Below are 24,310 nucleotides of genomic sequence, written 5' to 3' on the forward strand. Positions count from 1 at the left end.
GGGCCTCACAATAATCGAAGGATTAAATAATGGATTATCCGAATAGTATTCCCAGCGCAGGCCTGGTGAATGGAAAGTTTGTCGATGAAAATCCCTTGGTCGGGACGCCGGGATCGTTGATTCCGGCGAGTTGGGGCAACTCGGTGACTGAAGAAATATTGACAGTCATTAGAGCCGGAGCGTTAACACCATTGGAAGGTGATCACAGCCAGTTGAAGCAAGCTATCTCAAAATTGATATCCGATAAGGTACCAGGCTCTGCTTCCGAGTTGATCTCGGGTGTATTGAAGTTGGCGACTCAGGCTCAAGTCAATGCCGGAACTGATGATGCTACTGCGATAACGCCGAAGAAGTTGAAGTCGGGCTTTACTCTGTCTACGAATTACAATGGACTTATCGGATATTTGGCATTTCCATCATGGCTGGGAGGGTTTGTCATTCAGTGGGGATTTGTCAATAGCTTGGCGACTGATGTGATTACTACATTGCCGGTAAGCTTTAACAGCACTTTTATGTCGGTCGTCGTTTGCAACGGTTATACCGCGGGTTCTGGTTCTATTGGCTATGTGGCGGCGTCGCCTTATACCCAAGGGTCGTTTGTGTCCCGAGGCTCCAGTCCGTCGTTAGGCGGCAATTTTATTGCGTTGGGCAGGTAAGCAATCATGAAGATTTATTGGAGCTGTTCGGCAAGAAGCTTCTTTGATTCACGAATCAACACTGTATTGCCACAAGATGCGGTTGAGATCTCCAGCGAACATCGTGACCAGTTGCTGGCAGGAGAGCAGCGAAACTGCCGGATCGTGACAGGCGAAGATGGCCGACCGATGCTTGAGGAGTCCCCTTATCGAGCATCTGAATTCGCGGCAGCCGTTGAACGGACATGGCGTGATGCCCGGCTCCTTGAGACAGACGCAATTGTCGCGCGTCATCGGGATCAGTTAGAGGCAGGCCTCGAAACCACACTGTCAACGTCAGGGTATGAAGCATTGCAAGCCTATCGATTTGCATTGCGGAACTGGCCGGCATCGCAAGGTTTTCCCTCGATGGCCAGCCGGCCAGTTTTGATGGCCGAAGAACAAGCGCCCCCTGCTAGAAAGAAGAGAGTCAGGAAGCCAGCCCCATCAAAAGCATCATCCAGTGCTTGAATAGGGCTTTGAGTGAAGAGCCTTGGATTGCGCAGTGGTGTAGCGTACCGCTCGCTCAAGGCACTGACACAAAAGCTGCTCTCAATTTTTCGAGCCAATCAACAGTAAGTCGAGGACGTGTCATGCCGCTAACTGAAGGGCAACTGCTAAAAATCTTGCCAAACGCCCGCCCTCAAGCGGGCGTTTTCATTACACCTCTCAACAGCGCCATGATTCGCTACAACATCAACACCTCAAAACGTATTGCAGCGTTTTTGGCCCAGATCGGTCATGAGTCCGGGCAGTTGCAATTCGTGCGTGAACTTGGCAACGAGCAATATCTGAGTAAATACGACACCGGTGCGTTGGCTATACGTCTGGGCAATACACCCGAGGCCGATGGCGACGGCCAAAAATACCGCGGTCGAGGCCTGATCCAGATCACCGGTCGTGACAACTACCTCCAATGCAGCCTCGGACTGTTCGGCGATGATCGCTTGGTGTTTGTTCCGCAGCTGTTGGAACAACCCCAATGGGCCGCCGAATCAGCCGCGTGGTTCTGGGAGCAAAACGGCCTCAATGAACTGGCCGACCGCGATCAGTTCAACAGCATCACCCGCCGCATCAACGGTGGGCTTAACGGTCTGCAAGATCGTCTGCAGCTGTGGGCGCGGGCGAGGGCGGTGCTATGCCAGCCTTCAGCCTGATGCCGGTTTCTTACCGGGCAATCGGCCTTGTTGTGTTACTGGCAGTGCTGGCCGGCGGATCGGCGGCGCTGGCCTGGCACTTTCAGGATTGGCGCTATGGCCGGCAACTCGCGGAGCTGGCCAGGCTGCATGCCGAGGCACTGAATCAGCTGACACTGGCCGCCGCCACGCAGCAACAGGCCGAGCAGGACAAGCGTCTGGCGCTGGAGCAGCGTCTGTCGGCCAGCGAACAAACCCATTACCGAGCGCTTAGCGATGCCCAACGTGATCAAGGTCGCCTGCGCGATCGTCTTGCCACTGCTGATGTGCGCTTGTCAGTCCTCCTCGATGCCAATGACGCTGCCTCAGGCTGTTCAATGTCAGCCACCTCCGGCGCCGGCGGCGTGGATCATGGAGCGGCGCGAGCCCGACTTGACCCGGCGCATGCTCAACGAATTATCGCCATCACCGATGCCGGCGACAGCGGACTGATTGCCTTGCAGGCTTGCCAGGCTTATGTCAGAGCCATCGCTCGATAACATTTTGACCGATCCTGTGCCTTGCAAGCGCAATCCGCTCGTGTACGGTAGTGCTCATTCCGCTCGCTCAGGAGATGACCGTGAAAGAAATCACTCAACTGGCCGCTGAACTTGGCAGGCGCTTGCAGGTTCTGAATGCCCACGTCGCCGCAGCCGAGTCGTGTACCGGCGGCGGGATCTCAGAGGCGATCACTCGCATTCCGGGGAGTTCGGCGTGGTTCGAGGCCGGTTATGTGACGTATTCCAACCGACAGAAAACCGAGCAGTTGAACGTGCCTCCCGAATTATTCGAAACGGTCGGCGCCGTCAGTCGCGAGGTGGTCGAGGCGATGGTTCGCGGCGCTCAGGAAAAAAGTCAGGCGCATTTTGCCGTGGCGGTCAGCGGTGTGGCCGGCCCCGATGGCGGTTCGCCGAACAAACCGGTCGGCACGGTCTGGCTGGCCTGGGGCGTCGGTGAGCAGGTGTTCAGCGAGGTGCAGCACTTCGCCGGTAACCGCGATGAGGTCCGCCGACAAACGGTTAAGGCCGCGCTAGAGGGGCTGCTGCGTCATGCCGCTGGAGAAATCTCAAATCAGGGGTAGGCGATCCTGAAACGCTGTGGAATAATACTGGCTACTTATACAGGTGTTGGCCGTCAGGCCTTATTGATTACGTGAGGACTTTAATGGACGACAACAAGAAGAAAGCCTTGGCTGCGGCCCTGGGTCAGATCGAACGTCAATTCGGCAAGGGTGCCGTAATGCGTATGGGCGATCAGGACCGTCAGGCGATCCCGGCTATCTCCACTGGCTCTCTGGGTCTGGACATCGCGCTCGGCATTGGCGGTCTGCCAAAAGGTCGTATCGTTGAAATCTACGGTCCTGAATCCTCCGGTAAAACCACGCTGACGCTGTCGGTGATCGCCCAGGCTCAAAAAGCCGGCGCGACCTGCGCATTCGTCGACGCCGAACACGCCCTCGACCCTGAGTACGCCGGCAAACTGGGCGTCAACGTCGACGACCTGCTGGTTTCCCAGCCGGACACCGGCGAGCAAGCCCTGGAAATCACCGACATGCTGGTGCGTTCCAACGCAGTTGACGTGATCATCGTCGACTCCGTGGCCGCGCTGGTTCCGAAGGCTGAAATCGAAGGCGAAATGGGTGACATGCACGTGGGCCTGCAAGCCCGTCTGATGTCCCAGGCGCTGCGTAAAATCACCGGTAACATCAAGAACGCCAACTGCCTGGTAATCTTCATCAACCAGATCCGTATGAAAATCGGCGTGATGTTCGGCAGCCCGGAAACCACCACCGGTGGTAACGCGTTGAAGTTCTACGCCTCGGTTCGTCTGGACATCCGTCGTACTGGCGCGGTGAAAGAAGGTGATGAAGTCGTCGGTAGCGAAACCCGCGTCAAAGTCGTCAAGAACAAGGTGGCTTCGCCGTTCCGTCAGGCCGAGTTCCAGATTCTTTACGGCAAGGGCATCTACCTCAACGGCGAGATGATCGACCTGGGCGTGCTGCACGGTTTCGTTGAGAAGTCCGGCGCCTGGTATGCCTATGAAGGCACCAAGATCGGTCAGGGCAAGGCCAACTCGGCCAAGTTCCTGGCAGACAATCCGGAAATTGCCGCCAAGCTCGAGAAGCAACTGCGTGACAAGTTGCTGACCCCGGCGCCGGACGTCAAAGCATCGCCAGTCAAAGAGACGGCTGATGACCTGGCTGACGCTGATATCTGATTGATCCGATGACCGCCGTACTCGATACACTCGTCGCAGTGCGGCGAACCGCCATGGACCTGCTCGCACGACGCGAGCACGGTCGAGTCGAGCTGACGCGTAAACTGCGTCAGCGCGGTGCTCTCCCTGAAATGATTGACACAGCACTCGACCGTTTGACGGAAGAGGGCCTGCTGTCCGAAGCCCGTTACCTCGAAAGCTTCGTTTCCTACCGTGCTCGCTCCGGCTACGGCCCTTTGCGTATTCGTGAAGAACTGAGTCAGCGCGGCCTGCAACGTAACGACATCGAACTCGCCTTGCGCGAGAGCGGTATCAATTGGCAGGAGCAACTGGAAGATACCTGGCGGCGCAAATTTGCCGGGCATCTGCCGATAGACGTTCGGGAACGTGCCAAGCAAGGGCGTTTCCTGAGTTATCGGGGATATTCCATGGAAATGATCGGCCGCTTGTTCAGCGGTCGGGGAATGGATGATTGAATAAAAACGGCCCGCTATTTCGATAGCGGGCCGTTTTTTTTGCCTCGTTTTTGCCTCACGTCACCTTGGACGGCTCTCGCGTGCGCTGTTGCGCCTGGGGTTTGGAGTCGGCCCAGTTTTCCGGCAGGTTGATATAGTCCACCAATTCCCGCAGGCGGCCATGATCCCTGGCGTTGAAGTTGAAGGCCAGTCGCGCCAGATGACTGAACTGCGCTTCATCGTGCTCCTCGCCGCTATAGGCGTGCTGATGAAAGTGATCGCTCAGGCACAGGTCGGCGAACGCTTCCTGCATGTGTTCGAGCGCCTGGTCGCTGAGCTTGTGGTTCATGCGGATCACGAACTGATGCTTGAGCCAGCGACTGGAGTGGAAGTTGCCGTAGAATAGATTGATCTGCTCTACCGCTTCTTCGGCGCTGTAGACCAGGCTCACGAGCTTCATGTCGGTGGGCAGGATGTAGCGATTTTCCTCCAGTTGATGATGAATGAAATCCAGCGCGCCTTGCCAGAACTTGCCGCCCGGCGCATCCAGCAGCACTACCGGCACCAATGGGCTTTTGCCGGTCTGAATCAACGTCAACACCTCGAGTGCTTCATCCAGGGTGCCGAAACCACCTGGACACAGGACCAGCGCATCGGCTTCCTTGACGAAGAACAGTTTGCGGGTAAAAAAGAAGTGGAAGGGCAGCAGGTTGGCGGTGCCTTGAACCGTGGGGTTGGCATGCTGCTCGAAGGGCAGGGTGATATTGAACCCCAGGCTGTGTTCCAGGCCGGCACCTTCATGGGCCGCCGCCATGATGCCGCCACCGGCACCGGTGATGACCATCAGGTCCGAGCGCGCGAGCGCGGCGCCGAGTTCTCGGGCCAGGCCATACAGCGGGTGTTCGATCGGTGTGCGCGCCGAGCCGAAAACCGTGACCTTGCGTCGCCCCCTGAACTGTTCGAGCACGCGAAAGGCATGCTCCAGTTCGCGTAGGGTTTGCAGGGTGATCTTGGCGTTCCAGCGGTTGTGGTCTTCCTGGGCCATGCGCAGCACGGTCAGGATCATGTCGCGGTAAATCGGAGTGTTGGGGCTGTTGGGTGAAACCAGGTTGAGTTGCTCTTCGACCTTGCTGATGAGGTCGTGGCCGCTTTCTTCGAAATGACGGCTCAGGAGGTCATTCGGTTGGTAAGGCATTCAACTTCTCCTTCTGCACAGAACCCTTGGCACCGACAAAACAGTCGTCAGCGCCGCGACACTTCATGTGTCGCTGTCTGCCCAAGCCCATGCCTGGGCGCTCCACTCGACTCGGTTCGAGTCGTCCATACAGGCTCTGTTTTTCCCTTGGATGAAAGAAACGTTCGCACAACAAGACACGCGATGGGCAGCCCCTTTCCTGCCCTGAAAAGTGATCGTGAACACTCTGAATCTAGACCCTTGCAGAGATTCTCGCTGCCTTGATCATTGCGCCGCAAAGTCTTTCCTGGCAACCGCTTATTGACGATTTGCAAGGTGAATTCACCGTTCGTCCGAACGCAAGCCGCAGGCCTCGCGCTCTGATTTACTAAGTTACAGGCATGACACGACAACTTTGCGTCAAAGGCAGGGCGCACGGTTCAAGCGGTTTAAGGATTTTTCGCTCAAAAAGGGGCGAGGTGCAGGGAGGCTGGAAGCTATGGCCAGAGTCATTCTGGAAATCGATACGCATCTGTATCGATTACTGAAGTCATCCGCCGAGACCAATCATTTGAGTCTTGAGGAGGAGTGTTGCCGGCGTCTGGAAGGCGCCGAGCGGCGTTCGCGATACTTGCAGGCGTTGGTGGCAGAACTGCGCGCCGAGGATGAACAGCGGCGCGCCAATTCCCGATGATTACTTCTTCTTGGCCGGTGCTGCTTTCGGGCAATCCGATTCCTGATAGCTGGCGGAACCGACCGAGCGATTGGTCTTCACTTCAGTAAAGTCGTAGCGCATGACTGCGCCCTTGGCCATCAGTTTACGGAACGATGGGTTGTTGCACACAGAGGCGCCCAGCTGGAAATACACGGCTTTGGGGTCGGCGCGCATCTTGTTGGCGTGGCTGCTTTGTACACTCAGGTGGTTGATCAGCGTGTTGCCTTCAACGGTGTAGCCCTGATCAAGAATGTCTTCGTTGATCGCCCGTGGAGTACCGACACTGCTTTGTGTGGCGACGTTTCGCAGTTCTCTGTTGAGATTCTGCTCACTCAAGGACGCAGCCTGAGCGCTGAAGGACGACGCCAGCAAAATGGCAGCGGTGGGAACGATAAGGCGCAGCATGAAACTCTCCTGGTTCAGTGACTGATGGTTCGACCCGTCACATGACTGTGCGTTCAGTGGCGGCGAATTATAGGGGACGAGGCCTGGACGGTACAGGCTTGCGCCGGCCGCTCTGATAAACTGCCGCCACTTTCTGACTTGCCGAGCGTTATTCGTGTCGATTCCCCCTCCGGTGCTGCCTGCGATGAGCCCTGTAACCCCAACCTTTGCTGCAAACGCCGTCGCCCGCTTGCGCGACGAGCGAGAGGAGGAGGGCATCAAGCCGATCCAGGCCCGTGGCTGGAGGGCGCCGCGTTGCCGTGCCTGCCGCGTGATCGAGAGTCACTGCCTGTGCGCCTGGCGTCCGCAGGTTGAGGCCCGCTCCGGCGTGTGCCTGATCATGACTAACAAAGAAGTGTTCAAGCCGAGCAACACCGGTTGGCTGATCGCCGATGTGGTGCGCGACAACCATGCCTTTATCTGGTCACGCACGGAAACGGATCCGCAGTTGCTGGCGTTGCTGGCCGACCCGCAATGGCAACCGTATCTGGTCTTTCCGGGTGAGTACGTCGAGCCTGAGCGAGTGACGAACACGGTCGAAGCCGATAGCACCAGGCGGCCATTGTTTATTCTGCTCGATGCGACCTGGACCGAAGCCCGGAAGATTTTCCGCAAAAGCCCTTACTTTGATCGGTTGCCGATCCTGAGCCTGTTGCCCGAGAAGCTGTCACGGTACCGGTTGCGCCGCTCGACCCGCAGCGAGCACTTGTGCACCGCCGAAGTGGCGGCACTGTGCCTTGATCTGGCGGGCGATACCGAGGCGGCCTCGGCGCTGGACGCTTATTTCGACGTGTTCAGCCAGCATTACCTTGATGCGAAACATCAGCTGGACATGAACGTGGCAACGCCGGCCCACACCGAACTGATGCCTTTCGTGCAGAACGCGGCGCCGGTGGCCTGCTGATTGTCGCCCATACTGCAAAGAACTGTACCGGCCATGCACCTTGACCACCCCGGTTTCGCTGGGCATGCTTGGCGCCGATTAGGGCGCGGCCAAAGTTTGATACGCCGTATTCTTTGCGTGATAGCCACCGTAATTGGCGTTGAACGTGCCCTGCTGGTGCAGCTCCGTGGCTGTGCCTTGAGTTGTTTGAAAACAGGATCATTAGAAAAATGGCCACATACGAAATCCTGATTGCCGATGACCACCCTCTTTTTCGTAGCGCCCTGCATCAAGCATTGACCCTGGGCCTGGGTCCGGATGTCCGTCTGGTGGAAGTGGCAAGCATTGCCGAACTGGAAACCCGGCTGGACGAAAAGTCTGACTGGGACCTGGTACTGCTCGACCTCAACATGCCGGGGGCCTACGGTTTTTCCGGGCTGGTGCTGCTTCGCGGTCAATACCCACAGATCCCGGTGGTGATGGTGTCGGCTCAGGAAGAGGCCTCGATCATGGTGAAGTCCCGTGAATTCGGCGCCAGCGGCTTCATTCCCAAGTCCAGTGACCTGAGCGTCATCCAGAAAGCCGTGCGAGCGGTGCTCGATGGCGATGTGTTCTGGCCGCCTCAGGCGTTCGAAGCCGTGAGTGTTTCCGCTGAAGCCAAGGCAGCCAGTGAAGGCCTTGCCAGCCTGACACCTCAACAGTTCCGGGTGCTGACCATGGTCTGTGAAGGGCTGCTGAACAAGCAGATTGCTTATGAGTTGAGCGTTTCCGAAGCGACGATCAAGGCGCATGTTACGGCTATATTCCGCAAGCTGAATGTGCGCACTCGCACCCAGGCGGCGTTGCTACTGCAACAACTTGAGTCAATTTCAAGCCACTAAGCGTTGGCATCTTCACGCTTTTTTGACTTTGGTTGATCTAGCTTTCCCACTCCTTTTTGGTCAGTTGCCCACTCTATGTCACCTTTCAAAGGCCAAACCGGCCTCAAACGCATTCTCAACGCTTCCGGTTACTCGCTGGATGGCCTGCGCGCAGCCTTCACCGGTGAAGCGGCTTTTCGGCAGCTGGTGTTGCTCAATGTCATCCTGATCCCGCTTTCGTTCTTTCTGAACGTCAGTCGTGTCGAGCAGGCATTGCTGATCGCGGTCTGCCTGTTGGCGTTGATCGTCGAGCTGCTGAATTCGGCAGTGGAAGCGGCCATCGACCGCATTTCCCTTGAGTTGCACCCGCTGTCCAAGAACGCCAAGGACATGGGGAGCGCCGCTCAATTCGTGGCGTTGAGCATGATCGGGCTGGTGTGGGCGGTGATTCTGCTTTAAGCGATGCTGGGCAGCACGATCTCGTCGCTGCGCTGAACCCCGGCGGTGAACGCGCGGCACAGGTCGAGGAATTCGCGCATCGCCGAGGTCTGATATTTCTGTTTGTGCCAGATGAAATAGAACTGCCGCGCCAAGTCCAGATCCGGTGTCTCCACCGGCACCAGACTGCCGCGGCGGAACGCATCGCGCAGCGCCAGACGCGAAATACAGCCAATTCCCAGGCCTGATTCCACCGCGCGCTTGATCGCTTCGGTGTGTTCCAGCTCCAGTCGGATATTCAGCGCGCTGCGATGATGACGCATGGCCTGGTCAAAGGTCAGCCGCGTGCCAGAGCCTTGTTCCCGCAGAATCCAGGCCTCGTGGGTCAGTTCTTCCATGCTCGCGCTGCCACGCTGGGCCAGCGGATGCTGCGGCGCGCAGAACACCACCAGCTCATCCTCGACCCAGCTCTGCACCTCGATGTCCGGATGACTGCAATCGCCTTCGATTAGACCCAGATCAATTTCATAGTGCGCGACTTGCTGCACGATGTTGGCAGTGTTCTGCACGTGCAGCTTCACCTGACTTTCCGGATGGCGCTGCATGAAGCTACCGATCAGCAAGGTGGCCAGGTAATTGCCGATGGTCAGGGTCGCGCCGACGGCCAGGGAGCCGAAACCGGACTTGCCGTTGAGCAGGTCTTCGATTTCCTTGGCCTGGTCGAGCAGCGCCACAGCTTGTGGCAATAGCTGTTTGCCGAGGGCGTTAAGGCTCAGCCGTTTGCCGGCGCGGTCGAACAGCTGGCAGCTGCACTGACGCTCTAGCTCGGTGATCGAGGTGCTCGCCGCCGATTGCGAAAGGTTGAGCGTCAGGGCAGCACGGGATACGCTTTCCTGCTGGGCGACGGCGACGAATACTTGAAGTTGACGGAGAGTAAATCGCATATCTATATAACCGATAACCCTTATCTTAATAATCCATTTAACAGATATTGTCGCTGCCATTAGAATGCGATGCAATTGCGCACATCAGCGGCGCAGGCAAAATCTCCAGGAGTCCCACGTACATGAGCAACATGAACCACGAGCGTGTCCTCAGTGTTCATCACTGGAACGACACTCTGTTCAGCTTCAAGTGCACCCGCGATCCGGGCCTGCGCTTCGAGAACGGTCAGTTCGTGATGATCGGCCTGCAACAGCCCAACGGCCGGCCGCTCATGCGCGCTTACTCGATTGCCAGCCCGAACTGGGAAGAGCATCTCGAGTTCTTCAGCATCAAGGTGCCTGATGGCCCGCTGACTTCCCAGTTGCAGCATCTGAAGGAAGGCGACGAGATCATCATCAGCAAAAAGCCTACCGGCACGCTGGTGCTGGATGACTTGAAGCCTGGCAAACATTTGTACCTGCTCAGCACCGGTACTGGCCTGGCGCCGTTCATGAGCGTCATCCAGGACCCGGAAACCTACGAGCGTTTCGAAAAAGTGATCCTGTGCCACGGCGTGCGTTACGTCAACGAAGTCGCTTACCGCGAGTTCATCACCGAACATCTGCCGCAGAACGAGTTCTTCGGCGAGGCGTTGCGTGACAAGTTGATCTACTACCCGACCGTGACACGCGAGCCGTTCGAGAACGAGGGTCGCCTGACCGATCTGATGCGCAGCGGCAAGCTGTTCAGCGACATCGGCCTGCCACCGATCAACCCGCAGGACGACCGCGCCATGCTGTGCGGCAGCCCGAGCATGCTCGACGAGACCAGCGAAGTGTTGAACAGCTTCGGCCTGAAAGTTTCGCCGCGGATGCGCGAGCCGGGTGATTACCTGATCGAGCGTGCGTTCGTCGAGAAGTAAGCACAACGCCTGACGGCTTTGCTTTCCCTGTGGGAGCGAGCCTGCTCGCGATAGCGGTGTATCAGTCAGCATTATTGCCGACTGCCACACCGCTATCGCGAGCAGGCTCGCTCCCACAGTGGTTTCTGGCGTTCAGGTTTTTGCGGGAATGACTTCCAGGACGCGGATGACGCCCGCCTCGGGATAATGCCAGCGCACATCCAGATCCCAGAACTGCGCTCCATATTCCCGCTCAGGTGTAGGCGTCTGGTACGCCGGACGTGGGTCTTGTGCCAGGCATTGATCAATCAGGGCAACCAACGGCTCGCCGAGGCGCTGAGCGTGCTCGTGAGCTTGTTGCAGCGCCGTCTCCGCCCACCGCACAGGAATCAACTGCGGCGCGGCGCTGGCGATGCTGTTGGAGGCGCTGTCGATGATGTCGGCGTAAGGCACGTAGGGTTTGATGTCGAGAACCGGCGTGCCGTCCAATAGGTCGATACCGGAGATAAACAACCGATTGGCTTCGACCTTGTCCAGTTTCACCACGGATTGGCCGATGCCATTGGGCCGATGTGTCGCACGGGTGGCGAACACGCCCATGGATTTGTTGCCGCCCAGGCGAGGAGGGCGGACTTTCAGGCGTGGCTTCTCTTCCAGGGCCTGATGAAACAGGAACAGCAGCCAGACGTGGCTGACCTGCTCGAGACCTTGCACCGCATCGCCCTGATCGAACGGCGCCACCAGTTCCAGCACGCCACGAGCGGCCGGGGCCAGCTGAGGCTGGCGCGGGATGGCGAACTTCTCCTTGAAGCAGGAGCGCACGAAGCCGATGGGGGAAACGCTGTAGGTCATGGTTTGGGTCGAGGCGGGATGGGGCGGGCATGATAACCCGGCGGGCCTCAAGACGGGTGGTGACTGAGCGGGCCTCTTCGCGGGCAAGCCTCGCGCCTACTGGGTTATCGAGCGAACACGGCGTTTGTGTACGCCAAAGAACCTGTAGGAGCGAGGCTTGCCCGCGAAGGCCGCACCGCCAATCTCAGAGACTGAACCCACCATCCAGCGGAATAACATTCCCGGTCATATAAGCCCCCGCCGTACTTGCCAGACTGATTGCCAGCGCCGCCATCTCTTCCTCCCGGCCCCAGCGCTTCATCGGAATCAGCGCCGTATCCTCCGCCAGCGCTTGCTCATCGTTACCAATGTGCTGCGTCATCTTGCTCGGGAAGCGCCCCGGCGCAATCACGTTGACGTTGATGTGCTGGCTCACCAGCTCCCGCGCCAGAATCCGCGACAGTTGATGGAGGGCAGCCTTGCTCGGCCCGTAGGCATACGCCTGTTCGCCAAAGGACGAAATCCCCGCCACCGAACCGATGTTGATGATCCGCGCCGGATTCGCCTCTGAACCCGCCTTGCGCAGTAAAGGCAAAAACTGCTGGATGCAGTTGAACACCGAGGTCACGTTAAGCTGCATGACCTTCTCCCAGCCCTTGACCGGATAGCTTTCCAGCGGAGCGCCCCATGTGGTGCCGGCGTTGTTTACCAGAATGTCCAGATGACTGATTTGCTCGCCCAGCCGCATGGCCAAGTGCTGCACGCCTTCTTCAGTCGCCAGATTGGCGGCCACGGCATGGCAGGTTCCCAAGGCGCTCAACTCGTCAGCCGTTTGCTGACACGCTTCGGCATCCCGGGCACAGACGTACACGGTGGCGCCGGCCTCGACATACGCCTTGGCGATCATTTTGCCGATACCACGGGTGCCACCGGTCACCAGAGCGGTGCGGCCTTGCAGGGAAAAGTACGGGTGCATGGCGAATCCTGAGAGCTGAGGGTCAATACACCCTAGTCGTCAGCCGCCAGAAGCGGAGCCACTATTTTTGCGAGGAATGAGGGGCCATACGGCCCAGCTGCAAGTTTCAAGCTACAAGCTACAAGCTACAAGCTAGACACCATCCGCTTGCGGCTTGTAGCTTGCAGCTGCTTTACGCTCTCACTCGAAGAGTGAGGCCCTTGAGGAAGTTGCGCAGCAACTGGTCGCCGCACGGGCGATAGTTGGTGTGGCCGAACTTGCGGAACAGTGCGCTCAGCTCAGGCTTGGACACTGGGAACTCGGACGCCTTGAGGATCGCGTGCATGTCGTCTTCTTTCAGTTCGAAGGCCACGCGCAGTTTCTTCAGGATGATGTTGTTGGTCACCGGCACTTCGATCGGCTGCGGCGGACGGCTTTCGTCCTTGCCGCGCTTGAAGATCACCAGGCCGTCGAGGAAGTGCGCCATGACTTCGTCCGGGCAGCGCACGAAGCCTTCCTCGTCTTCCTCTTTCTTGTCGAGGTAGGTCAGCAGGTCTTCCAGGGACACGTCCATGCCGCCGATCTTGATGATCTCGATGACTTTCTTGTCGCTGATGTCGAGCATGTAGCGCACGCTGCGCAGTACGTCGTTATGAATCATGGTGTGCAATCCTGATATTCAGCAGTGGGCGCCGCGTAAACAGCGGCGCCGGAATGTGTGGCGGCGTGAAAAGTCTCAGAACTTCTCTTTGCCGGACAGGTAGCGCCATTGCCCCAACGGCACTTTGCCGATGGACACGCCGCCAATGCGGATGCGGCGGATGGCGACGACCTTCAGGCCAACGGCCTGGCAAAACAGGGCGATCACGCCCGGTTGCGGGTTCTTCATCGCGAAACGCAGGCGGTTTTCGTTCTGCCAGCTGGCTTTGACCGGCGGCAGTTCCTTACCTTTGTAGGTCAGGCCGTGGTTCAGGCGGTTGAGGCCGTGAGCCACCATGTCGCCTTCTACCTCGACGACATATTCTTGTTCGATCTTGGCGGAGTCGGCGGTGAGCTTGCGCAGGATCTTCCAGTCCTGGGTGAACACCAGCAGACCGCTGGCGTTGGCCTGCAAGTCGGTGCTGGCGGTCAGGCGCAGGAAGTGACCCTTGAGCGGACGTTTGCTGAAGCGGTGTTCTTCGCTCAGGGTCTCGGCGCTGATGGTCGCCATTGCGGTTTCCGCGTCCATGCCCACGGGCACGTTCAGCAGGATGGTCACCGGTTCCGGCGCAGTGGCCTTGGCCTCGGGGTCGAGCTCGACTTTCTGGGTGTCGACCTTGAATTGCGGCTCGTCGATGACTTCACCGTCCACGGTGACCCAGCCGCCCTCGATGAACAGCTCAGCCTCCCGACGGGAACAGCCGACGAGTTCGATGAGGCGTTTGGAGAGACGAATCGGGTCAGTCATGACAGGGCCGTAACAAAAAAGGGGTGGGCATTGTACCTGCTGGGCGCTGGTTAATCCCGGCTCCATTTGCCGCATGTGCTTTTAATGTGGGAGCGAGCCTGCTCGCGAAAGCGTCTTCAGCTTCAACATCAATGTCGATTGATAGACCGCTTTCGCGAGCAGGCTCGCTTCCACAAGGGTTTCATGTTGTGTCAGCCGTTGCGGGTCTTTTGTTGCGCCTGGCGCAAACGCATGTGCAGCAACGGATAAGGCTGACCCATGCCATCGACCTCCGAACGACCAATCACCTCGAACCCCTGCTTGAAGTAAAACCCCAAGGCCTGCGGATTCTGCTCGTTGACGTCCAGCTCGTTGGCGTTCAGGTGTTCCATGGCGTAACGCAGCAACTGCTTGCCCAAACCCTGACCCCGGTGGGCCGGGTCGATGAAGAGCATCTCGATCTTGCCCGCCGCCACCCCGGCAAACCCGGTGATGCGCTGGCGCGAGTCCTTGGTGCAGATCAGCATCACCGCGTCGAGGTAGCGGGTCAGCACCAGGTTCTTCAGCAATTCAATGTAGCTGTCCGGCAGAAAGTCATGGGTGGCGCGCACCGAAGCTTCCCAGACTTGTGTGAGTTCTTCGTAGTCGCTCTGTTTCGGCGTGTGGATGACCGAATGTTGGCGCATGGCCGGATGCCCCTTTTACCGTGGAGTGTGCGAGTCCTTTCTTCCACAAAACGATAGACCTAAAAAAGCCCCGCATCTCGTCAAGAGAGCAGGGCTTTTCGTATTTTTTGCGTTTAGATCTGTTCAGCCCACAGGTCGTATTCGTCGGCGTCGGTCACTTTGCACCAGACCTTGTCGCCTGGCTTGAGGTTGCTGCCGTTGTCGATGAACACGTTGCCGTCGATTTCCGGGGCATCGAAGAAGCAGCGGCCAACGGCGCCTTGCTCGTCGACTTCGTCTACCAGCACTTCGATTTCACGGCCGACGCGCATTTGCAGGCGCGCCGAGCTGATGGCCTGCTGGTGCGCCATGAAGCGATCCCAACGGTCTTGCTTGACGTCGTCCGGCACGATGGCCGCGTCCAGCAGGTTGGCCGGTGCGCCTTCGACTGGCGAGTACTGGAAGCAGCCGACGCGGTCGAGTTGCGCTTCGGTCAGCCAGTTCAGCAGGTACTGGAAGTCTTCTTCGGTTTCGCCGGGGAAGCCAACGATGAAGGTCGAACGGATGATCAGGTCCGGGCAGATCTCGCGCCAGTTCTTGATGCGCGCCAGGGTCTTGTCTTCGAAGGCCGGGCGTTTCATGGCTTTCAGGACTTTCGGGCTGGCGTGCTGGAACGGGATGTCCAGGTACGGCAGGATTTTCCCGGCGGCCATCAGCGGGATCAGCTCGTCGACGTGCGGGTACGGGTAAACGTAGTGCAAGCGAACCCAGACGCCGAGGGTGCTCAGGGCTTCGCAGAGTTCGGTCATGCGGGTTTTCACCGGCGCGCCGTTCCAGAAACCGGTGCGGTACTTCACGTCGACGCCGTAGGCGCTGGTGTCTTGCGAGATCACCAGCAGCTCCTTGACGCCGGCCTTGACCAGGCGCTGGGCTTCGTCGAGCACGTCACCGACCGGACGGCTGACCAGCTTGCCGCGCATCGACGGGATGATGCAGAAGCTGCAACTGTGGTTGCAGCCTTCGGAAATCTTCAGATAGGCGTAGTGGCGCGGGGTCAGCTTGATGCCTTGCGGCGGCACCAGGTCGATCAGAGGGTTGTGATCCTGGCGCGGTGGCACGGCGTCGTGCACGGCGTTGACCACTTGCTCGTACTGCTGCGGACCGGTCACGGCCAGCACGCTCGGGTGCACCTTGCGGATGTTGCCTTCTTCGACGCCCATGCAGCCGGTCACGATGACCTTGCCGTTTTCCTTGATGGCTTCGCCGATCACTTCCAGGGACTCAGCCTTGGCCGAGTCGATGAAACCGCAAGTGTTGACCACCACGACATCGGCGTCCTCGTAAGTGGACACGACGTCATAGCCTTCCATGCGCAGCTGGGTAAGGATGCGCTCGGAGTCGACCAGTGCTTTGGGGCAACCCAGGGATACGAAGCCAACTTTTGGATTGGCCGGCGCAGGAGTGGTGGACATGTCTAACCTCGGTATTTGGGACGCCTCCAGCCGAAGACGGCAAGGCGACAGACGGGCGCTATGTTGCGCCTCTGGTCAAAAAGTGCGCAATTCTAGCGATGAGACGCGCACTTGACCAGCTTTATGCAGGGAAATACGACGAGTGCTGCGCTATGCTTCGCGCCTTTACGCTTTACCGATTTTTTACAGTCAATGAAACGTCTGTAACGTCATGTAAAACAGCGCATGCTGCACGGCAAAGCATAGTGCTTCTTATAAGAAGTCCGGGTCTGAGTAGTAGGAGTTTTGGATGGGGCAGGCAAGTAGTCAGGCAGCGGGTGCCGAGCATTCGGCGGCAAAGCCGATCGGCATGCTGGTCGCGGCGGTCGGGGTGGTTTATGGCGATATCGGCACGAGCCCGCTGTACACCCTCAAAGAAGTGTTTTCCGGTGGCTATGGCGTACCGGTCAACCATGACGGCGTGTTGGGCATCCTGGCACTGATCTTCTGGTCACTAATCTGGGTCGTCTCGATCAAATACATGATGTTCGTGCTGCGTGCCGACAACCAGGGCGAAGGCGGGATCATGGCCTTGACCGCGCTGGCCCGGCGAGCAGCAGCGGGGCATCCGAAGTTGCGGGCGTTGCTGGTGGTGTGTGGGTTGATCGGTGCGGCGCTGTTCTATGGCGACAGCATGATCACCCCTGCGATTTCGGTGCTCTCGGCGATTGAAGGCTTGGGGCTGGCGTTCGAAGGCATCGACCATTGGGTGGTGCCGCTGTCCTTGGTCGTGCTGGTGGCGCTGTTCCTGATTCAGAGCCACGGCACCGCGCGCATCGGCATTCTGTTCGGGCCGATCATGGTCACCTGGTTTGTGGCGCTCGGTGCACTGGGTGTCCACGGCATCTTGCAGCACCCGGAAGTGTTGCAAGCGCTGAACCCGGTCTGGGGCGTGCGTTTCTTCACCCAGCATCCGGGCATGGGCGTGGCGATCCTCGGCGCGGTGGTGCTGGCGTTGACCGGTGCCGAAGCGCTGTACGCCGACATGGGCCACTTCGGGCGCAAGCCGATTGCCCGTGCGTGGTTCATCCTCGTGCTGCCGGCGCTGGTGCTGAACTACTTCGGCCAGGGAGCGCTGTTGCTGGGTGATCCGGAAGCCGCTCGCAACCCGTTCTACCTGTTGGCGCCAAGCTGGGCGTTGCTTCCATTGGTGGGATTGTCGACGATGGCCACGGTGATTGCCTCGCAAGCGGTCATCTCCGGTGCGTTCTCCCTGACCCGTCAGGCGATCCAGCTCGGCTACATTCCGCGCATGCACATCCGTCACACCTCCAGCGCCGAGCAGGGCCAGATCTACATCGGTGCGGTGAACTGGGCATTGATGGTCGGCGTGATCCTGTTGGTGCTAGGCTTCGAGTCCTCAGGCGCCCTGGCCTCGGCCTACGGCGTGGCGGTGACCGGCACGATGCTGATGACCACCATCCTGGTGTCGGCGGTGATATTGCTGCTGTGGAAGTGGCCGCCGGTGCTCGCTGTTCCGCTGTTGCTCGGCTTCTTGTTGGTGGACGGTCTGTACTTTGCCGCCAACGTGCCGAAAATCATTCAGGGCGGTGCGTTCCCGGTAATCGCCGGTATCGCGCTGTTCGTGCTGATGACTACCTGGAAACGCGGCAAACAACTGCTGGTGGAACGCATGGACGAGGGCGGCCTGCCCCTGCCGATTTTCATCAGCAGTATCGCCGTACAACCGCCGCATCGCGTGCAGGGTACCGCCGTGTTCCTGACCGCCCGCCCGGATGCCGTACCGCACGCGCTGTTGCACAACCTGCTGCATAACCAGGTACTGCACGAGCAAGTGGTGCTGTTGACCGTGGTCTACGAAGACATCCCGCGAGTACCGTCGAGCCGACGCTTCGAAGTCGATTCCTACGGCGAAGGGTTCTTCCGGGTGATCCTGCACTTCGGCTTTGTCGACGAGCCGGACGTGCCGCAAGCACTGAAACTGTGCCACCTCGATGACCTCGACTTCAGCCCGATGCGCACCACCTACTTCCTCAGCCGCGAGACGGTGATCGCCTCCAAACTCGAAGGCATGGCCCGTTGGCGCGAGGCGCTGTTCGCCTTCATGTTGAGGAATGCCAATGGCAATTTGCGCTTCTTCAATCTGCCGCTGAACCGGGTGATTGAGCTGGGCACTCAGGTCGAGATGTAAGCCCCATTGAAAAGCCCCCGTTGCCAGTGCGGCAGCGGGGGCTTTTTTGTGCCTGGAATCTCGCCCTGAAGGCCAAGAAGGTCCCTTGTGGGAGCGAGCCTGCTCGCGAAAGCGGTGTATCAGCCAACCTTGATAGTGGCTGACACGACGCCTTCGCGAGCAGGCTCGCTCCCACAAGGGGCGGCGGTGTTTCATGTCTGTGCGCTTACTGGCACTCAGGCAGCCCTTCTTCTGATTCGGTCTTCGTCCGGGCCGGTCGCGGCGTCAGCACCTTCACAACATCATCAATCACGGCTTTGCCCATCGCCGTCAGATAGTGAGCGGCCCAGGCGTGGCGGTCGGTGTCTCTCGCGTAGGCAGCATCCTCGGCGAATGATTTGCCGAGGAACAGCAGGTCAGAGGCTTGTGACAAGGCATCAACGATGGGGACGCCGGCGCGGACGTTGAATAGCGCCTGATCCGGGCAGTAGATGAGTGGGGTGTAGCCTATGGTTTTTAATTCTGAGATCGCGGTTGAATCAATTTTAGTCATGGTCATTCTCCAGCATTAGAGGAGTCGCCACGTTCGTTTCCAAGCGAATGGGTGGCGGCTGTACGCAGGTTGGAAACCGGGGACCATAGAACCGGCACGCCCGAAGGCGTCCCACGCACAGCCGCCATAACACCAGGTTCGCAGTCGTTAAAACGTCTGGAATCGATGTGGAGGTGCTGTTGCGCTGTGATCCGACGGGTTTCCAAGCCCGATCGCTGAATGGTCAGCGACGTCCGGAGAGTATCCCGTCGAAGAAAAACGCAACAAGGCGGCAAAGTGCCCAAACACGAGATTCGGAGTTTGCCTACAAGGTCCGCGGGCGTCTTCCGATATTGCGACACGTTAAGTAAACGGTACGTTGAGCTGCGCGTTCAGATTTGCAGTATTTGAGAGAGGTGAGTATGGCGGCATCATCAGTGCGTGCTGTCCAAGCAGTATCGACAACTGCAATGGTCAGGGGCTTCAGTACGAAACTCAAGGAGATCTCTAGCCGTGCCATTGAGTGCATGGTCATTGTCCAAAATAATCAGCCAGCAGCGGTCATTATCAATGTCGATGCCTATCAGGAAATGCTCGACGAGATTAATGATCTTTGCGTTGAAGCAGCAGCTGCGGAGCGCTTGGCCGGTTTTGATCAGGCCAGTGTAATTTGTCACGACGATATGAGAACACGGTTCGCCAGGAAAGACTAAGTGCCAGTATCGAGGGTGGTAGACGCATCCGCACAGGCGGCACGTGGATCCTGTGGGAGCGGGCTGTGGTGTTCAGTTGAATCAGTAACTATAAAAAAGCCCCTGCAGCCTTTCGGCTGCGGGGGCTTTTTCGTGGGCGCGCCTCAGATCACTCCTGAGCCGTCTCACCCTTGGCCTGACGCTTCTCGATGATGTCCACCAAGCGCTTTGCCAGCGCCGGGTAGTTCTCGTCGAAGTGGTGGCCGCCCGGTAGCTTCATCGCTTCGCCCACGGCGGTCTTGTCGGTGCAGCCGCTTTCGTCGACTTCTTCTTCGCCGTAGATGCACACCACTTTCTCCGGTGGCAGCTTGGCCATTTCCGGGCCGGTGGCGGCTTCTTTGCCGGCGTTGCCGAGCCAGCCTTCGACTTCGATTTCGAAGCTGCCGGTGCGGGCGAAGGCGAGCAGGATGATGGCGTCGACGCGTTGTTGTTCTGCGGGTTCCAGGCGGTTGTAGATCGCTGGCAGGACATCGGCGCCGAACGAGTAGCCGGTCAGGATGAAGCGCTTGGTGCCCCATTTCTGCCGGTAGTGTTGCATCAGCTCGGCCAGATCCAGAGCGCTTTGCTCCGGGCTCTTGTGCTGCCAGTAGTAGCGCAGAGTGTCGATACCGACCACCGGGTAGCCGATCTTGGCCATCTCGCCCGCGACGTCGCGGTCCAGGTCACGCCAGCCGCCGTCACCGGACAGGAACAGGGTCACGGTGTCCTTGGCTTGGCCGGCCGGGACTTCGACCACGGGGATTTGCAGGCCGCCAGCGGCTTTGTCGCCGCCGACCAGGAGTTTACGCAGTTCGTTGTTCAGCACTTGCGGCAGGTTGATGTCGTAGTCGCTGATGCTGGTTTCGGCGTTGGCTTGATCGCGCACGAAGCCGGCGCTGGTGTCGTCCGGGTTGTCGTTCCAGGCCACCAGCCAGTGACCGTGAGCGGCACTTTTTGGCAGCAAGTGGGTGCAGCCGGGTTTTTCCAGTGCCAGGTCGACGGAGACCGCCTGGGCCTTGTCGTCCTTCTGCTCGGACAACCAGCGCCACGCCAGCACCGCGCCAGGGCCGATACCGCTGACCAGGGTCGCCGGGCCTTTGAGTTCTCGCAGGCCTGATTGCAGGGCACGACTTTGCAGCAGGCAGTCCTTGGGCAGGATCACCTGAACAATCTGCGCCGAGCCGGTGCGGCTCAGGGTCATCAACTGTTTGTCGCTGAGTTTCTGGTCTTCATTGACCGCCACCAGCACCTGGGCGCGTGGCGTGTTGCCGGGAATGACGCGCGTCATCGACGTGCCATCAGCCGGCTTCAGCTGTTCGAGGGTCGGTTCGGGGGCCGGGCGCTTCAGGTACCAGTAACCGCCACCGATAATCAGGGCCAACACGACCAGTGTGCCCAGTACGTACCGCAAGGAGCGTTGAATCATCAGCGTTTCACCAATCCAGTCAAGCCGCCCGCAATCAGGGCAGCAGTATCGGCCAGGGCAACCAGCGGATCGAGTCCGGCGGGCACGGCCATATAACGGGGTTCCCAGTCAGGCTGGAATTTGTCTTTGAAGCGGCGCAAGCCTTGGAAGTTGTAGAGCTGCTCACCACGGCGGAAAACCATCGAGCCCAGGCGCTGGGTCAGCGGTGCGCCACGCCGGGGTTGCAACCCCGACAGCGGCACCATGCCCAGGCTGAAACGCGCGTATCCATGATTTTTATAATGTTGAATCAGGCCGACCATCATGAACTCCATGGTCAGCTTGGGCGCGTCCGGGTGCGCGCGCATCAGGTCGAGGCTGGCCAGGTCATGGCCGTAAGTCTCGAGCAGGTTGGCAAATGCCACCGGGCGCCCTTCGAAACGAATCACCGCGACGCGGAAATGCTTGATGTAATCGTCACTGAAACGCCCGAGCGAGAAGCCTTTCTCGCGCACGTTCTTGCCGGTCAGCCAGGCATCGGAAATCACCTTGAGCTCATCCATCGGCGCATGGCCCGGCTCAAAGATCTCCAGCGACAACCCATCGCGGGTCCCGCGATTCCAGGTGTAACGCAGGTCCTTCATCTCTTTGCCCTTGGCTTCGAGATCAAAACGCTTCAGGTCGACCCGGGCTTCTTCGCCGAGCTTGATCGCGGTCAGGCCGATGTCCATGTAGTACGGCAGGTTTTCGGCGCGCACTTGATAGAACACGGGGCGGGCGTGGTGGATGTCGCAGAGGTCGCGGAACTGCCAGATCATTTCCGCCCGTTGCTGGGTCGGGCCGATCGGGTCGTACAAGGCCACCAGGCTGCGGCCACGGCGGGCGTACATCAGGAACGCCTCGTCGTTGGGATGAAACAGCAGCGCCTTGTCACCGGTCAGGGCGAGGCCGCCGTCCGGTTGGGAGGAGGCCATCAGGATCTTTATGGCGCGATCCAGCTCGTCAGGTGTCGGCAAGTGAATCACCGGGCGCGCGGTGCGCAGCAACCAGGTCAGCGACACGACCACCAGCAGGACGGCGGCCCCCAACAATGAGCGCAAGCCACGCGGGGCGTCGGCGTCGAGGGTGAATTGCCACCAGAGTTGATGGCTGTACGGGACGTCCTGGTACGCAAACAGCAGCAACCAGATCGAGGCGCCGAGCACGCACAGGCTGGAGACCAGATAGAGCGGCGAGAACGGCAATTCAGTCAGGCGACTCGGGCGGTAGAACGAGCGGCGAAATACACCCAGCAGGCTCGCCGTCAGGGTCATCAGGCAAGCTTCTTCCCAGTCAAAGCCTTTGAGCAGGGAGAGCAGGGCGCCGACCAGCAATAGAATGGTGGTCAACATCCAGGCGGCGGACAGTCGACGACGCAGGCCTTGAGCCAGCAGCAGGCACAGCACGCCGACCAGACTGGCACCGAAGTGCGAGGCGTCGACCAGGCGGTGCGGGATCAGAAAGCCGATGTGTTCCAGCCGGGTGTCGATTTCCGGGGTGACGCCGGAGAACAGCAGCACCACGCCGGACAGGAACACCAGCACCGCCAGGATCGGCGCCGCCAGACCGGACGCGGCCCTCAGGGATTGGCGCGACTGAAACAGACGCTGGCCTTCGTTGATCAACAGGAGCACACACGCCACCAGCAGCGGCAGCACGACGTAGATCAGGCGATAGAGCAGCAGCGCAGCGGCCAGTGGTGCGGCGCCGAGTGTGTCGGCGAAGGCGGCCAACAGAATGGCTTCAAATACGCCGACCCCGCCGGGCACATGGCTGAGCACACCGGCGGCCAGGGCTAGCAGGTACACCAGCAGGAACGCACCGAAGGGCGGCGCTTCCGGCAGCAACAAATAGAGCACGGTCGCGGCGGCGGCCACGTCCAGTGCGGTGATGATCAGTTGCAGGAAAGTCAGGCGGCGACCGGGGAGGCGCAAGGTGCGGCGTCCGACCTTGACCAGCAGGTTATCCGGGGAAGGTTGTTCCGGCAGGCGACGGCGGTAGATGCCGATGGCCAATACGCCGAACAGCAGCAAAACCGCCGCGGCAACGCCCCCCAGCAAACCTTCGGACAATCCCAGGGCCGCCGAAGCAGCAGGCAGATTGCTGAGGGTCGCCAGGGCGGCCAGTGGTGGCAGCGCGCAGCCGAGCGAGAGGCTGGCGAATAACGTCATGTGAGCGACATCTGACGCCCCCAGACCGTGCCGTGCATATAGACGGTAGCGGACCGAGCCCCCCGAGAGCATCGAAAGACCGATGGCGTTGCCGATGGCAAATGCCGTGAAGCCCCCCAGCGCAAGAATTCGCGGCGCCAGCGTCACGCCCGCGTAGCGACTGGCGGACCATTCATACCCCAGCAGAATGATGAAGCCGACCACGGTCGCCGCCAATGCGCCCAGCAGTGCCGGTTTAGGGACTTCAAGAATAGAGTCGTGCAAAGCGTACAGATCGAGTTCGCTCAGCAGATGACGACAGGCAATCAGCGCGATAGCGAACAACAGCAGCGTCACCGCCAGGCCGATGGGCTGGCGATATTTGCTGGCCAGATCCAGCAAGCGCAGGCGCTCTGCCTTGATCGGTTGGGTCGCTGTGACGGTGTCTTGTGGATCAGACGAGTTGGCGCGCATCAATCACCTCTTGGATTGTGCGCGACAGGATGGGGGTATCCAGCCAAGTTACCAATCCCTGTAGAAAAAAATAATCACAAATATTAACGCCTCTCACCGGTTGACGGCGATGGCATGTCATTGGGCGTCGGGGGGATCTGTCTGCGAATCAGCATAGTCTGAACTCATCGCATTGGAGATCCCGAACGCTTCGCTACACAGTGACAGGTCATTGTTGCGAAAGGACTTTTTCAACAGATACAAAAAAGGCCACTCTTTCGAGTAGCCTTTTTTGATGTTTGGTTGCGGGAGCCGGATTTGAACCGACGACCTTCGGGTTATGAGCCCGACGAGCTACCAGACTGCTCCATCCCGCGTCTGTGTGGCGGCATTCTATAGAGATACGCCTGTGTGTCAACCGTTAATCTGCAACCGGGTCAAATAAGCGTAAATAAGCGGCGAACGGTCGCGGATCAGACTTAAGTTTCGGAATCAGAACGATTTCTCGCTTCTGTTCATGAAGAGGGCACAAAACAGGCGCGCACAAAAAAGGCCACTCTTTCGAGTAGCCTTTTTTGATGTTTGGTTGCGGGAGCCGGATTTGAACCGACGACCTTCGGG

26 protein-coding genes and 1 tRNA gene are annotated in these 24,310 nt (G+C 59.1%); 14 read left to right on the top strand and 13 right to left on the bottom strand.

The window, feature by feature from the left end; genetic code table 11:
- Nucleotides 1-29 precede the first annotated feature (29 nt).
- The 7 genes from FHL16_RS34965 to recX all read left to right on the top strand — a co-directional run bounded on the left by FHL16_RS34965 (nt 30) and on the right by recX (nt 4,542).
- On the top strand, nt 30-656 hold the full coding sequence (locus FHL16_RS34965; protein ID WP_371917149.1) for a gp53-like domain-containing protein: 627 nt from the start codon (nt 30-32) through the stop codon (nt 654-656).
- Nucleotides 657-662: 6 nt separating this feature from the next.
- On the top strand, nt 663-1,145 hold the full coding sequence (locus FHL16_RS12355; RefSeq protein ID WP_077748345.1) for a phage tail assembly chaperone: 483 nt from the start codon (nt 663-665) through the stop codon (nt 1,143-1,145).
- Between the two features lie 122 nt (nt 1,146-1,267).
- Nucleotides 1,268-1,831 (top strand): glycoside hydrolase family 19 protein, encoded by a 564-nt coding sequence (locus tag FHL16_RS12360; RefSeq protein WP_077748346.1) that lies wholly within the window; start codon nt 1,268-1,270, stop codon nt 1,829-1,831.
- Nucleotides 1,813-2,349 carry a lysis system i-spanin subunit Rz gene (locus FHL16_RS12365; protein WP_077748347.1) on the top strand — a complete coding sequence of 179 codons (537 nt, stop codon included), beginning with the start codon at nt 1,813-1,815 and terminating at the stop codon, nt 2,347-2,349. Before FHL16_RS12360 ends, FHL16_RS12365 begins: the two co-directional genes overlap by 19 nt.
- A gap of 80 nt (nt 2,350-2,429) precedes the next feature.
- Nucleotides 2,430-2,930: a CinA family protein gene (locus tag FHL16_RS12370; protein WP_010462721.1), complete on the top strand. Its 501-nt coding sequence runs from the start codon at nt 2,430-2,432 to the stop codon at nt 2,928-2,930.
- Nucleotides 2,931-3,013: 83 nt separating this feature from the next.
- Entirely contained in the window at nt 3,014-4,066 is a 1,053-nt protein-coding gene (gene recA / locus FHL16_RS12375; RefSeq protein ID WP_007907270.1) for a recombinase RecA, read from the top strand.
- Nucleotides 4,067-4,074: 8 nt separating this feature from the next.
- Complete coding sequence (gene recX / locus FHL16_RS12380; protein ID WP_010462714.1) at nt 4,075-4,542, top strand: recombination regulator RecX; 468 nt, start codon at nt 4,075-4,077, stop codon at nt 4,540-4,542.
- 55 nt (nt 4,543-4,597) lie between these two features.
- Here recX and FHL16_RS12385 read toward each other — a convergent pair whose 3' ends face one another.
- Complete coding sequence (locus FHL16_RS12385) at nt 4,598-5,716, bottom strand: LOG family protein (protein ID WP_077748348.1); 1,119 nt, start codon at nt 5,714-5,716, stop codon at nt 4,598-4,600.
- Nucleotides 5,717-6,194: 478 nt separating this feature from the next.
- Here FHL16_RS12385 and FHL16_RS12390 point away from each other — a divergent pair, with 478 nt between their 5' ends.
- Nucleotides 6,195-6,389, top strand: coding sequence for a hypothetical protein (locus FHL16_RS12390; protein WP_010462709.1), 195 nt, complete (start codon nt 6,195-6,197; stop codon nt 6,387-6,389).
- Here the strand turns inward: FHL16_RS12390 and FHL16_RS12395 are convergent, their stop codons facing one another.
- Nucleotides 6,390-6,815: a PA3611 family quorum-sensing-regulated virulence factor gene (locus FHL16_RS12395; protein WP_008153984.1), complete on the bottom strand. Its 426-nt coding sequence runs from the start codon at nt 6,813-6,815 to the stop codon at nt 6,390-6,392.
- Between the two features lie 184 nt (nt 6,816-6,999).
- On the opposite strand from FHL16_RS12395, the gene FHL16_RS12400 reads away from it, so the two are divergent.
- From FHL16_RS12400 to FHL16_RS12410, 3 genes are all read left to right on the top strand, one after another.
- Nucleotides 7,000-7,758, top strand: a complete 759-nt coding sequence (locus FHL16_RS12400; RefSeq protein ID WP_077748349.1) for a tRNA-uridine aminocarboxypropyltransferase — start codon at nt 7,000-7,002, stop codon at nt 7,756-7,758.
- A 209-nt stretch (nt 7,759-7,967) separates the two neighbouring features.
- A complete protein-coding gene (gene erdR, locus FHL16_RS12405; RefSeq protein ID WP_010462704.1) occupies nt 7,968-8,618 on the top strand; it encodes a response regulator transcription factor ErdR in 651 nt (216 codons plus the stop codon).
- 75 nt (nt 8,619-8,693) lie between these two features.
- A complete protein-coding gene (locus FHL16_RS12410; RefSeq protein ID WP_010462702.1) occupies nt 8,694-9,056 on the top strand; it encodes a diacylglycerol kinase in 363 nt (120 codons plus the stop codon).
- Here the strand turns inward: FHL16_RS12410 and FHL16_RS12415 are convergent.
- Nucleotides 9,053-9,979: a LysR family transcriptional regulator gene (locus tag FHL16_RS12415; RefSeq protein ID WP_010462700.1), complete on the bottom strand. Its 927-nt coding sequence runs from the start codon at nt 9,977-9,979 to the stop codon at nt 9,053-9,055. The genes FHL16_RS12410 and FHL16_RS12415 overlap by 4 nt on opposite strands.
- A gap of 122 nt (nt 9,980-10,101) precedes the next feature.
- On the opposite strand from FHL16_RS12415, the gene fpr reads away from it, so the two are divergent.
- The gene (fpr, locus tag FHL16_RS12420) at nt 10,102-10,881 is read left to right on the top strand and encodes a ferredoxin-NADP reductase (RefSeq protein WP_003443014.1); all 780 of its coding nucleotides are present in this window, start codon (nt 10,102-10,104) and stop codon (nt 10,879-10,881) included.
- Nucleotides 10,882-11,013: 132 nt separating this feature from the next.
- On the opposite strand, the gene tsaA is transcribed toward fpr, so the two are convergent.
- The 6 genes from tsaA to rimO all read right to left on the bottom strand — a co-directional run bounded on the left by tsaA (nt 11,014) and on the right by rimO (nt 16,209).
- Nucleotides 11,014-11,712, bottom strand: coding sequence for a tRNA (N6-threonylcarbamoyladenosine(37)-N6)-methyltransferase TrmO (gene tsaA / locus FHL16_RS12425; RefSeq protein ID WP_077748350.1), 699 nt, complete (start codon nt 11,710-11,712; stop codon nt 11,014-11,016).
- Between the two features lie 184 nt (nt 11,713-11,896).
- Nucleotides 11,897-12,667: an SDR family oxidoreductase gene (locus tag FHL16_RS12430; RefSeq protein ID WP_077748351.1), complete on the bottom strand. Its 771-nt coding sequence runs from the start codon at nt 12,665-12,667 to the stop codon at nt 11,897-11,899.
- Nucleotides 12,668-12,839: 172 nt separating this feature from the next.
- Entirely contained in the window at nt 12,840-13,307 is a 468-nt protein-coding gene (locus FHL16_RS12435; RefSeq protein ID WP_010462689.1) for a DUF1456 family protein, read from the bottom strand.
- 75 nt (nt 13,308-13,382) lie between these two features.
- Nucleotides 13,383-14,093 (bottom strand): rRNA pseudouridine synthase, encoded by a 711-nt coding sequence (locus FHL16_RS12440; RefSeq protein ID WP_010462687.1) that lies wholly within the window; start codon nt 14,091-14,093, stop codon nt 13,383-13,385.
- A gap of 191 nt (nt 14,094-14,284) precedes the next feature.
- The gene (locus FHL16_RS12450) at nt 14,285-14,758 is read right to left on the bottom strand and encodes an acetyltransferase (RefSeq protein WP_010462685.1); all 474 of its coding nucleotides are present in this window, start codon (nt 14,756-14,758) and stop codon (nt 14,285-14,287) included.
- A 113-nt stretch (nt 14,759-14,871) separates the two neighbouring features.
- Nucleotides 14,872-16,209, bottom strand: a complete 1,338-nt coding sequence (gene rimO / locus FHL16_RS12455) for a 30S ribosomal protein S12 methylthiotransferase RimO (RefSeq protein ID WP_010462684.1) — start codon at nt 16,207-16,209, stop codon at nt 14,872-14,874.
- A gap of 289 nt (nt 16,210-16,498) precedes the next feature.
- Here rimO and FHL16_RS12460 point away from each other — a divergent pair, with 289 nt between their 5' ends.
- On the top strand, nt 16,499-18,400 hold the full coding sequence (locus FHL16_RS12460) for a potassium transporter Kup (protein WP_077748352.1): 1,902 nt from the start codon (nt 16,499-16,501) through the stop codon (nt 18,398-18,400).
- Nucleotides 18,401-18,605: 205 nt separating this feature from the next.
- Here the strand turns inward: FHL16_RS12460 and FHL16_RS12470 are convergent, their stop codons facing one another.
- Nucleotides 18,606-18,932, bottom strand: coding sequence for a DUF3077 domain-containing protein (locus FHL16_RS12470; RefSeq protein ID WP_010462680.1), 327 nt, complete (start codon nt 18,930-18,932; stop codon nt 18,606-18,608).
- Between the two features lie 401 nt (nt 18,933-19,333).
- Between FHL16_RS12470 and FHL16_RS12475 the strand changes: the two genes are divergently transcribed.
- Nucleotides 19,334-19,624: a Phd-YefM gene (locus FHL16_RS12475; RefSeq protein ID WP_077748353.1), complete on the top strand. Its 291-nt coding sequence runs from the start codon at nt 19,334-19,336 to the stop codon at nt 19,622-19,624.
- 148 nt (nt 19,625-19,772) lie between these two features.
- On the opposite strand, the gene FHL16_RS12480 is transcribed toward FHL16_RS12475, so the two are convergent.
- The 3 genes from FHL16_RS12480 to FHL16_RS12490 form a co-directional block, all read right to left on the bottom strand.
- The gene (locus tag FHL16_RS12480) at nt 19,773-21,068 is read right to left on the bottom strand and encodes a virulence factor family protein (RefSeq protein WP_077748354.1); all 1,296 of its coding nucleotides are present in this window, start codon (nt 21,066-21,068) and stop codon (nt 19,773-19,775) included.
- The gene (gene mprF / locus FHL16_RS12485; protein ID WP_077748355.1) at nt 21,068-23,710 is read right to left on the bottom strand and encodes a bifunctional lysylphosphatidylglycerol flippase/synthetase MprF; all 2,643 of its coding nucleotides are present in this window, start codon (nt 23,708-23,710) and stop codon (nt 21,068-21,070) included. Before mprF ends, FHL16_RS12480 begins: the two co-directional genes overlap by 1 nt.
- A gap of 279 nt (nt 23,711-23,989) precedes the next feature.
- Nucleotides 23,990-24,066 (bottom strand) — tRNA-Met (locus tag FHL16_RS12490).
- Nucleotides 24,067-24,310 lie beyond the last annotated feature (244 nt).

Source organism: Pseudomonas sp. FSL W5-0299 (genome assembly GCF_005930655.1).
Taxonomy (GTDB): Bacteria; Pseudomonadota; Gammaproteobacteria; order Pseudomonadales; family Pseudomonadaceae; genus Aquipseudomonas; species Aquipseudomonas mandelii.

What these genes read in the sequence shown, in the direction of transcription:
- FHL16_RS12415 (WP_010462700.1), bottom strand. Translation starts at nt 9,979, where the DNA reads ATGCGATTTACTCTCCGTCAACTTCAAGTATTCGTCGCCGTCGCCCAG.
- FHL16_RS12480 (WP_077748354.1), bottom strand. Translation starts at nt 21,068, where the DNA reads ATGATTCAACGCTCCTTGCGGTACGTACTGGGCACACTGGTCGTGTTG.
- FHL16_RS12385 (WP_077748348.1), bottom strand. Translation starts at nt 5,716, where the DNA reads ATGCCTTACCAACCGAATGACCTCCTGAGCCGTCATTTCGAAGAAAGC.
- FHL16_RS12475 (WP_077748353.1), top strand. Translation starts at nt 19,334, where the DNA reads ATGGCGGCATCATCAGTGCGTGCTGTCCAAGCAGTATCGACAACTGCA.
- FHL16_RS12400 (WP_077748349.1), top strand. Translation starts at nt 7,000, where the DNA reads ATGAGCCCTGTAACCCCAACCTTTGCTGCAAACGCCGTCGCCCGCTTG.
- FHL16_RS12430 (WP_077748351.1), bottom strand. Translation starts at nt 12,667, where the DNA reads ATGCACCCGTACTTTTCCCTGCAAGGCCGCACCGCTCTGGTGACCGGT.
- FHL16_RS12435 (WP_010462689.1), bottom strand. Translation starts at nt 13,307, where the DNA reads ATGATTCATAACGACGTACTGCGCAGCGTGCGCTACATGCTCGACATC.
- erdR (WP_010462704.1), top strand. Translation starts at nt 7,968, where the DNA reads ATGGCCACATACGAAATCCTGATTGCCGATGACCACCCTCTTTTTCGT.
- tsaA (WP_077748350.1), bottom strand. Translation starts at nt 11,712, where the DNA reads ATGACCTACAGCGTTTCCCCCATCGGCTTCGTGCGCTCCTGCTTCAAG.
- FHL16_RS12365 (WP_077748347.1), top strand. Translation starts at nt 1,813, where the DNA reads ATGCCAGCCTTCAGCCTGATGCCGGTTTCTTACCGGGCAATCGGCCTT.
- fpr (WP_003443014.1), top strand. Translation starts at nt 10,102, where the DNA reads ATGAGCAACATGAACCACGAGCGTGTCCTCAGTGTTCATCACTGGAAC.
- FHL16_RS12390 (WP_010462709.1), top strand. Translation starts at nt 6,195, where the DNA reads ATGGCCAGAGTCATTCTGGAAATCGATACGCATCTGTATCGATTACTG.
- FHL16_RS12410 (WP_010462702.1), top strand. Translation starts at nt 8,694, where the DNA reads ATGTCACCTTTCAAAGGCCAAACCGGCCTCAAACGCATTCTCAACGCT.
- FHL16_RS12470 (WP_010462680.1), bottom strand. Translation starts at nt 18,932, where the DNA reads ATGACTAAAATTGATTCAACCGCGATCTCAGAATTAAAAACCATAGGC.
- mprF (WP_077748355.1), bottom strand. Translation starts at nt 23,710, where the DNA reads ATGCGCGCCAACTCGTCTGATCCACAAGACACCGTCACAGCGACCCAA.
- FHL16_RS12395 (WP_008153984.1), bottom strand. Translation starts at nt 6,815, where the DNA reads ATGCTGCGCCTTATCGTTCCCACCGCTGCCATTTTGCTGGCGTCGTCC.
- FHL16_RS12440 (WP_010462687.1), bottom strand. Translation starts at nt 14,093, where the DNA reads ATGACTGACCCGATTCGTCTCTCCAAACGCCTCATCGAACTCGTCGGC.
- FHL16_RS34965 (WP_371917149.1), top strand. Translation starts at nt 30, where the DNA reads ATGGATTATCCGAATAGTATTCCCAGCGCAGGCCTGGTGAATGGAAAG.
- FHL16_RS12355 (WP_077748345.1), top strand. Translation starts at nt 663, where the DNA reads ATGAAGATTTATTGGAGCTGTTCGGCAAGAAGCTTCTTTGATTCACGA.
- rimO (WP_010462684.1), bottom strand. Translation starts at nt 16,209, where the DNA reads ATGTCCACCACTCCTGCGCCGGCCAATCCAAAAGTTGGCTTCGTATCC.
- recA (WP_007907270.1), top strand. Translation starts at nt 3,014, where the DNA reads ATGGACGACAACAAGAAGAAAGCCTTGGCTGCGGCCCTGGGTCAGATC.
- FHL16_RS12460 (WP_077748352.1), top strand. Translation starts at nt 16,499, where the DNA reads ATGGGGCAGGCAAGTAGTCAGGCAGCGGGTGCCGAGCATTCGGCGGCA.
- FHL16_RS12360 (WP_077748346.1), top strand. Translation starts at nt 1,268, where the DNA reads ATGCCGCTAACTGAAGGGCAACTGCTAAAAATCTTGCCAAACGCCCGC.
- recX (WP_010462714.1), top strand. Translation starts at nt 4,075, where the DNA reads ATGACCGCCGTACTCGATACACTCGTCGCAGTGCGGCGAACCGCCATG.
- FHL16_RS12450 (WP_010462685.1), bottom strand. Translation starts at nt 14,758, where the DNA reads ATGCGCCAACATTCGGTCATCCACACGCCGAAACAGAGCGACTACGAA.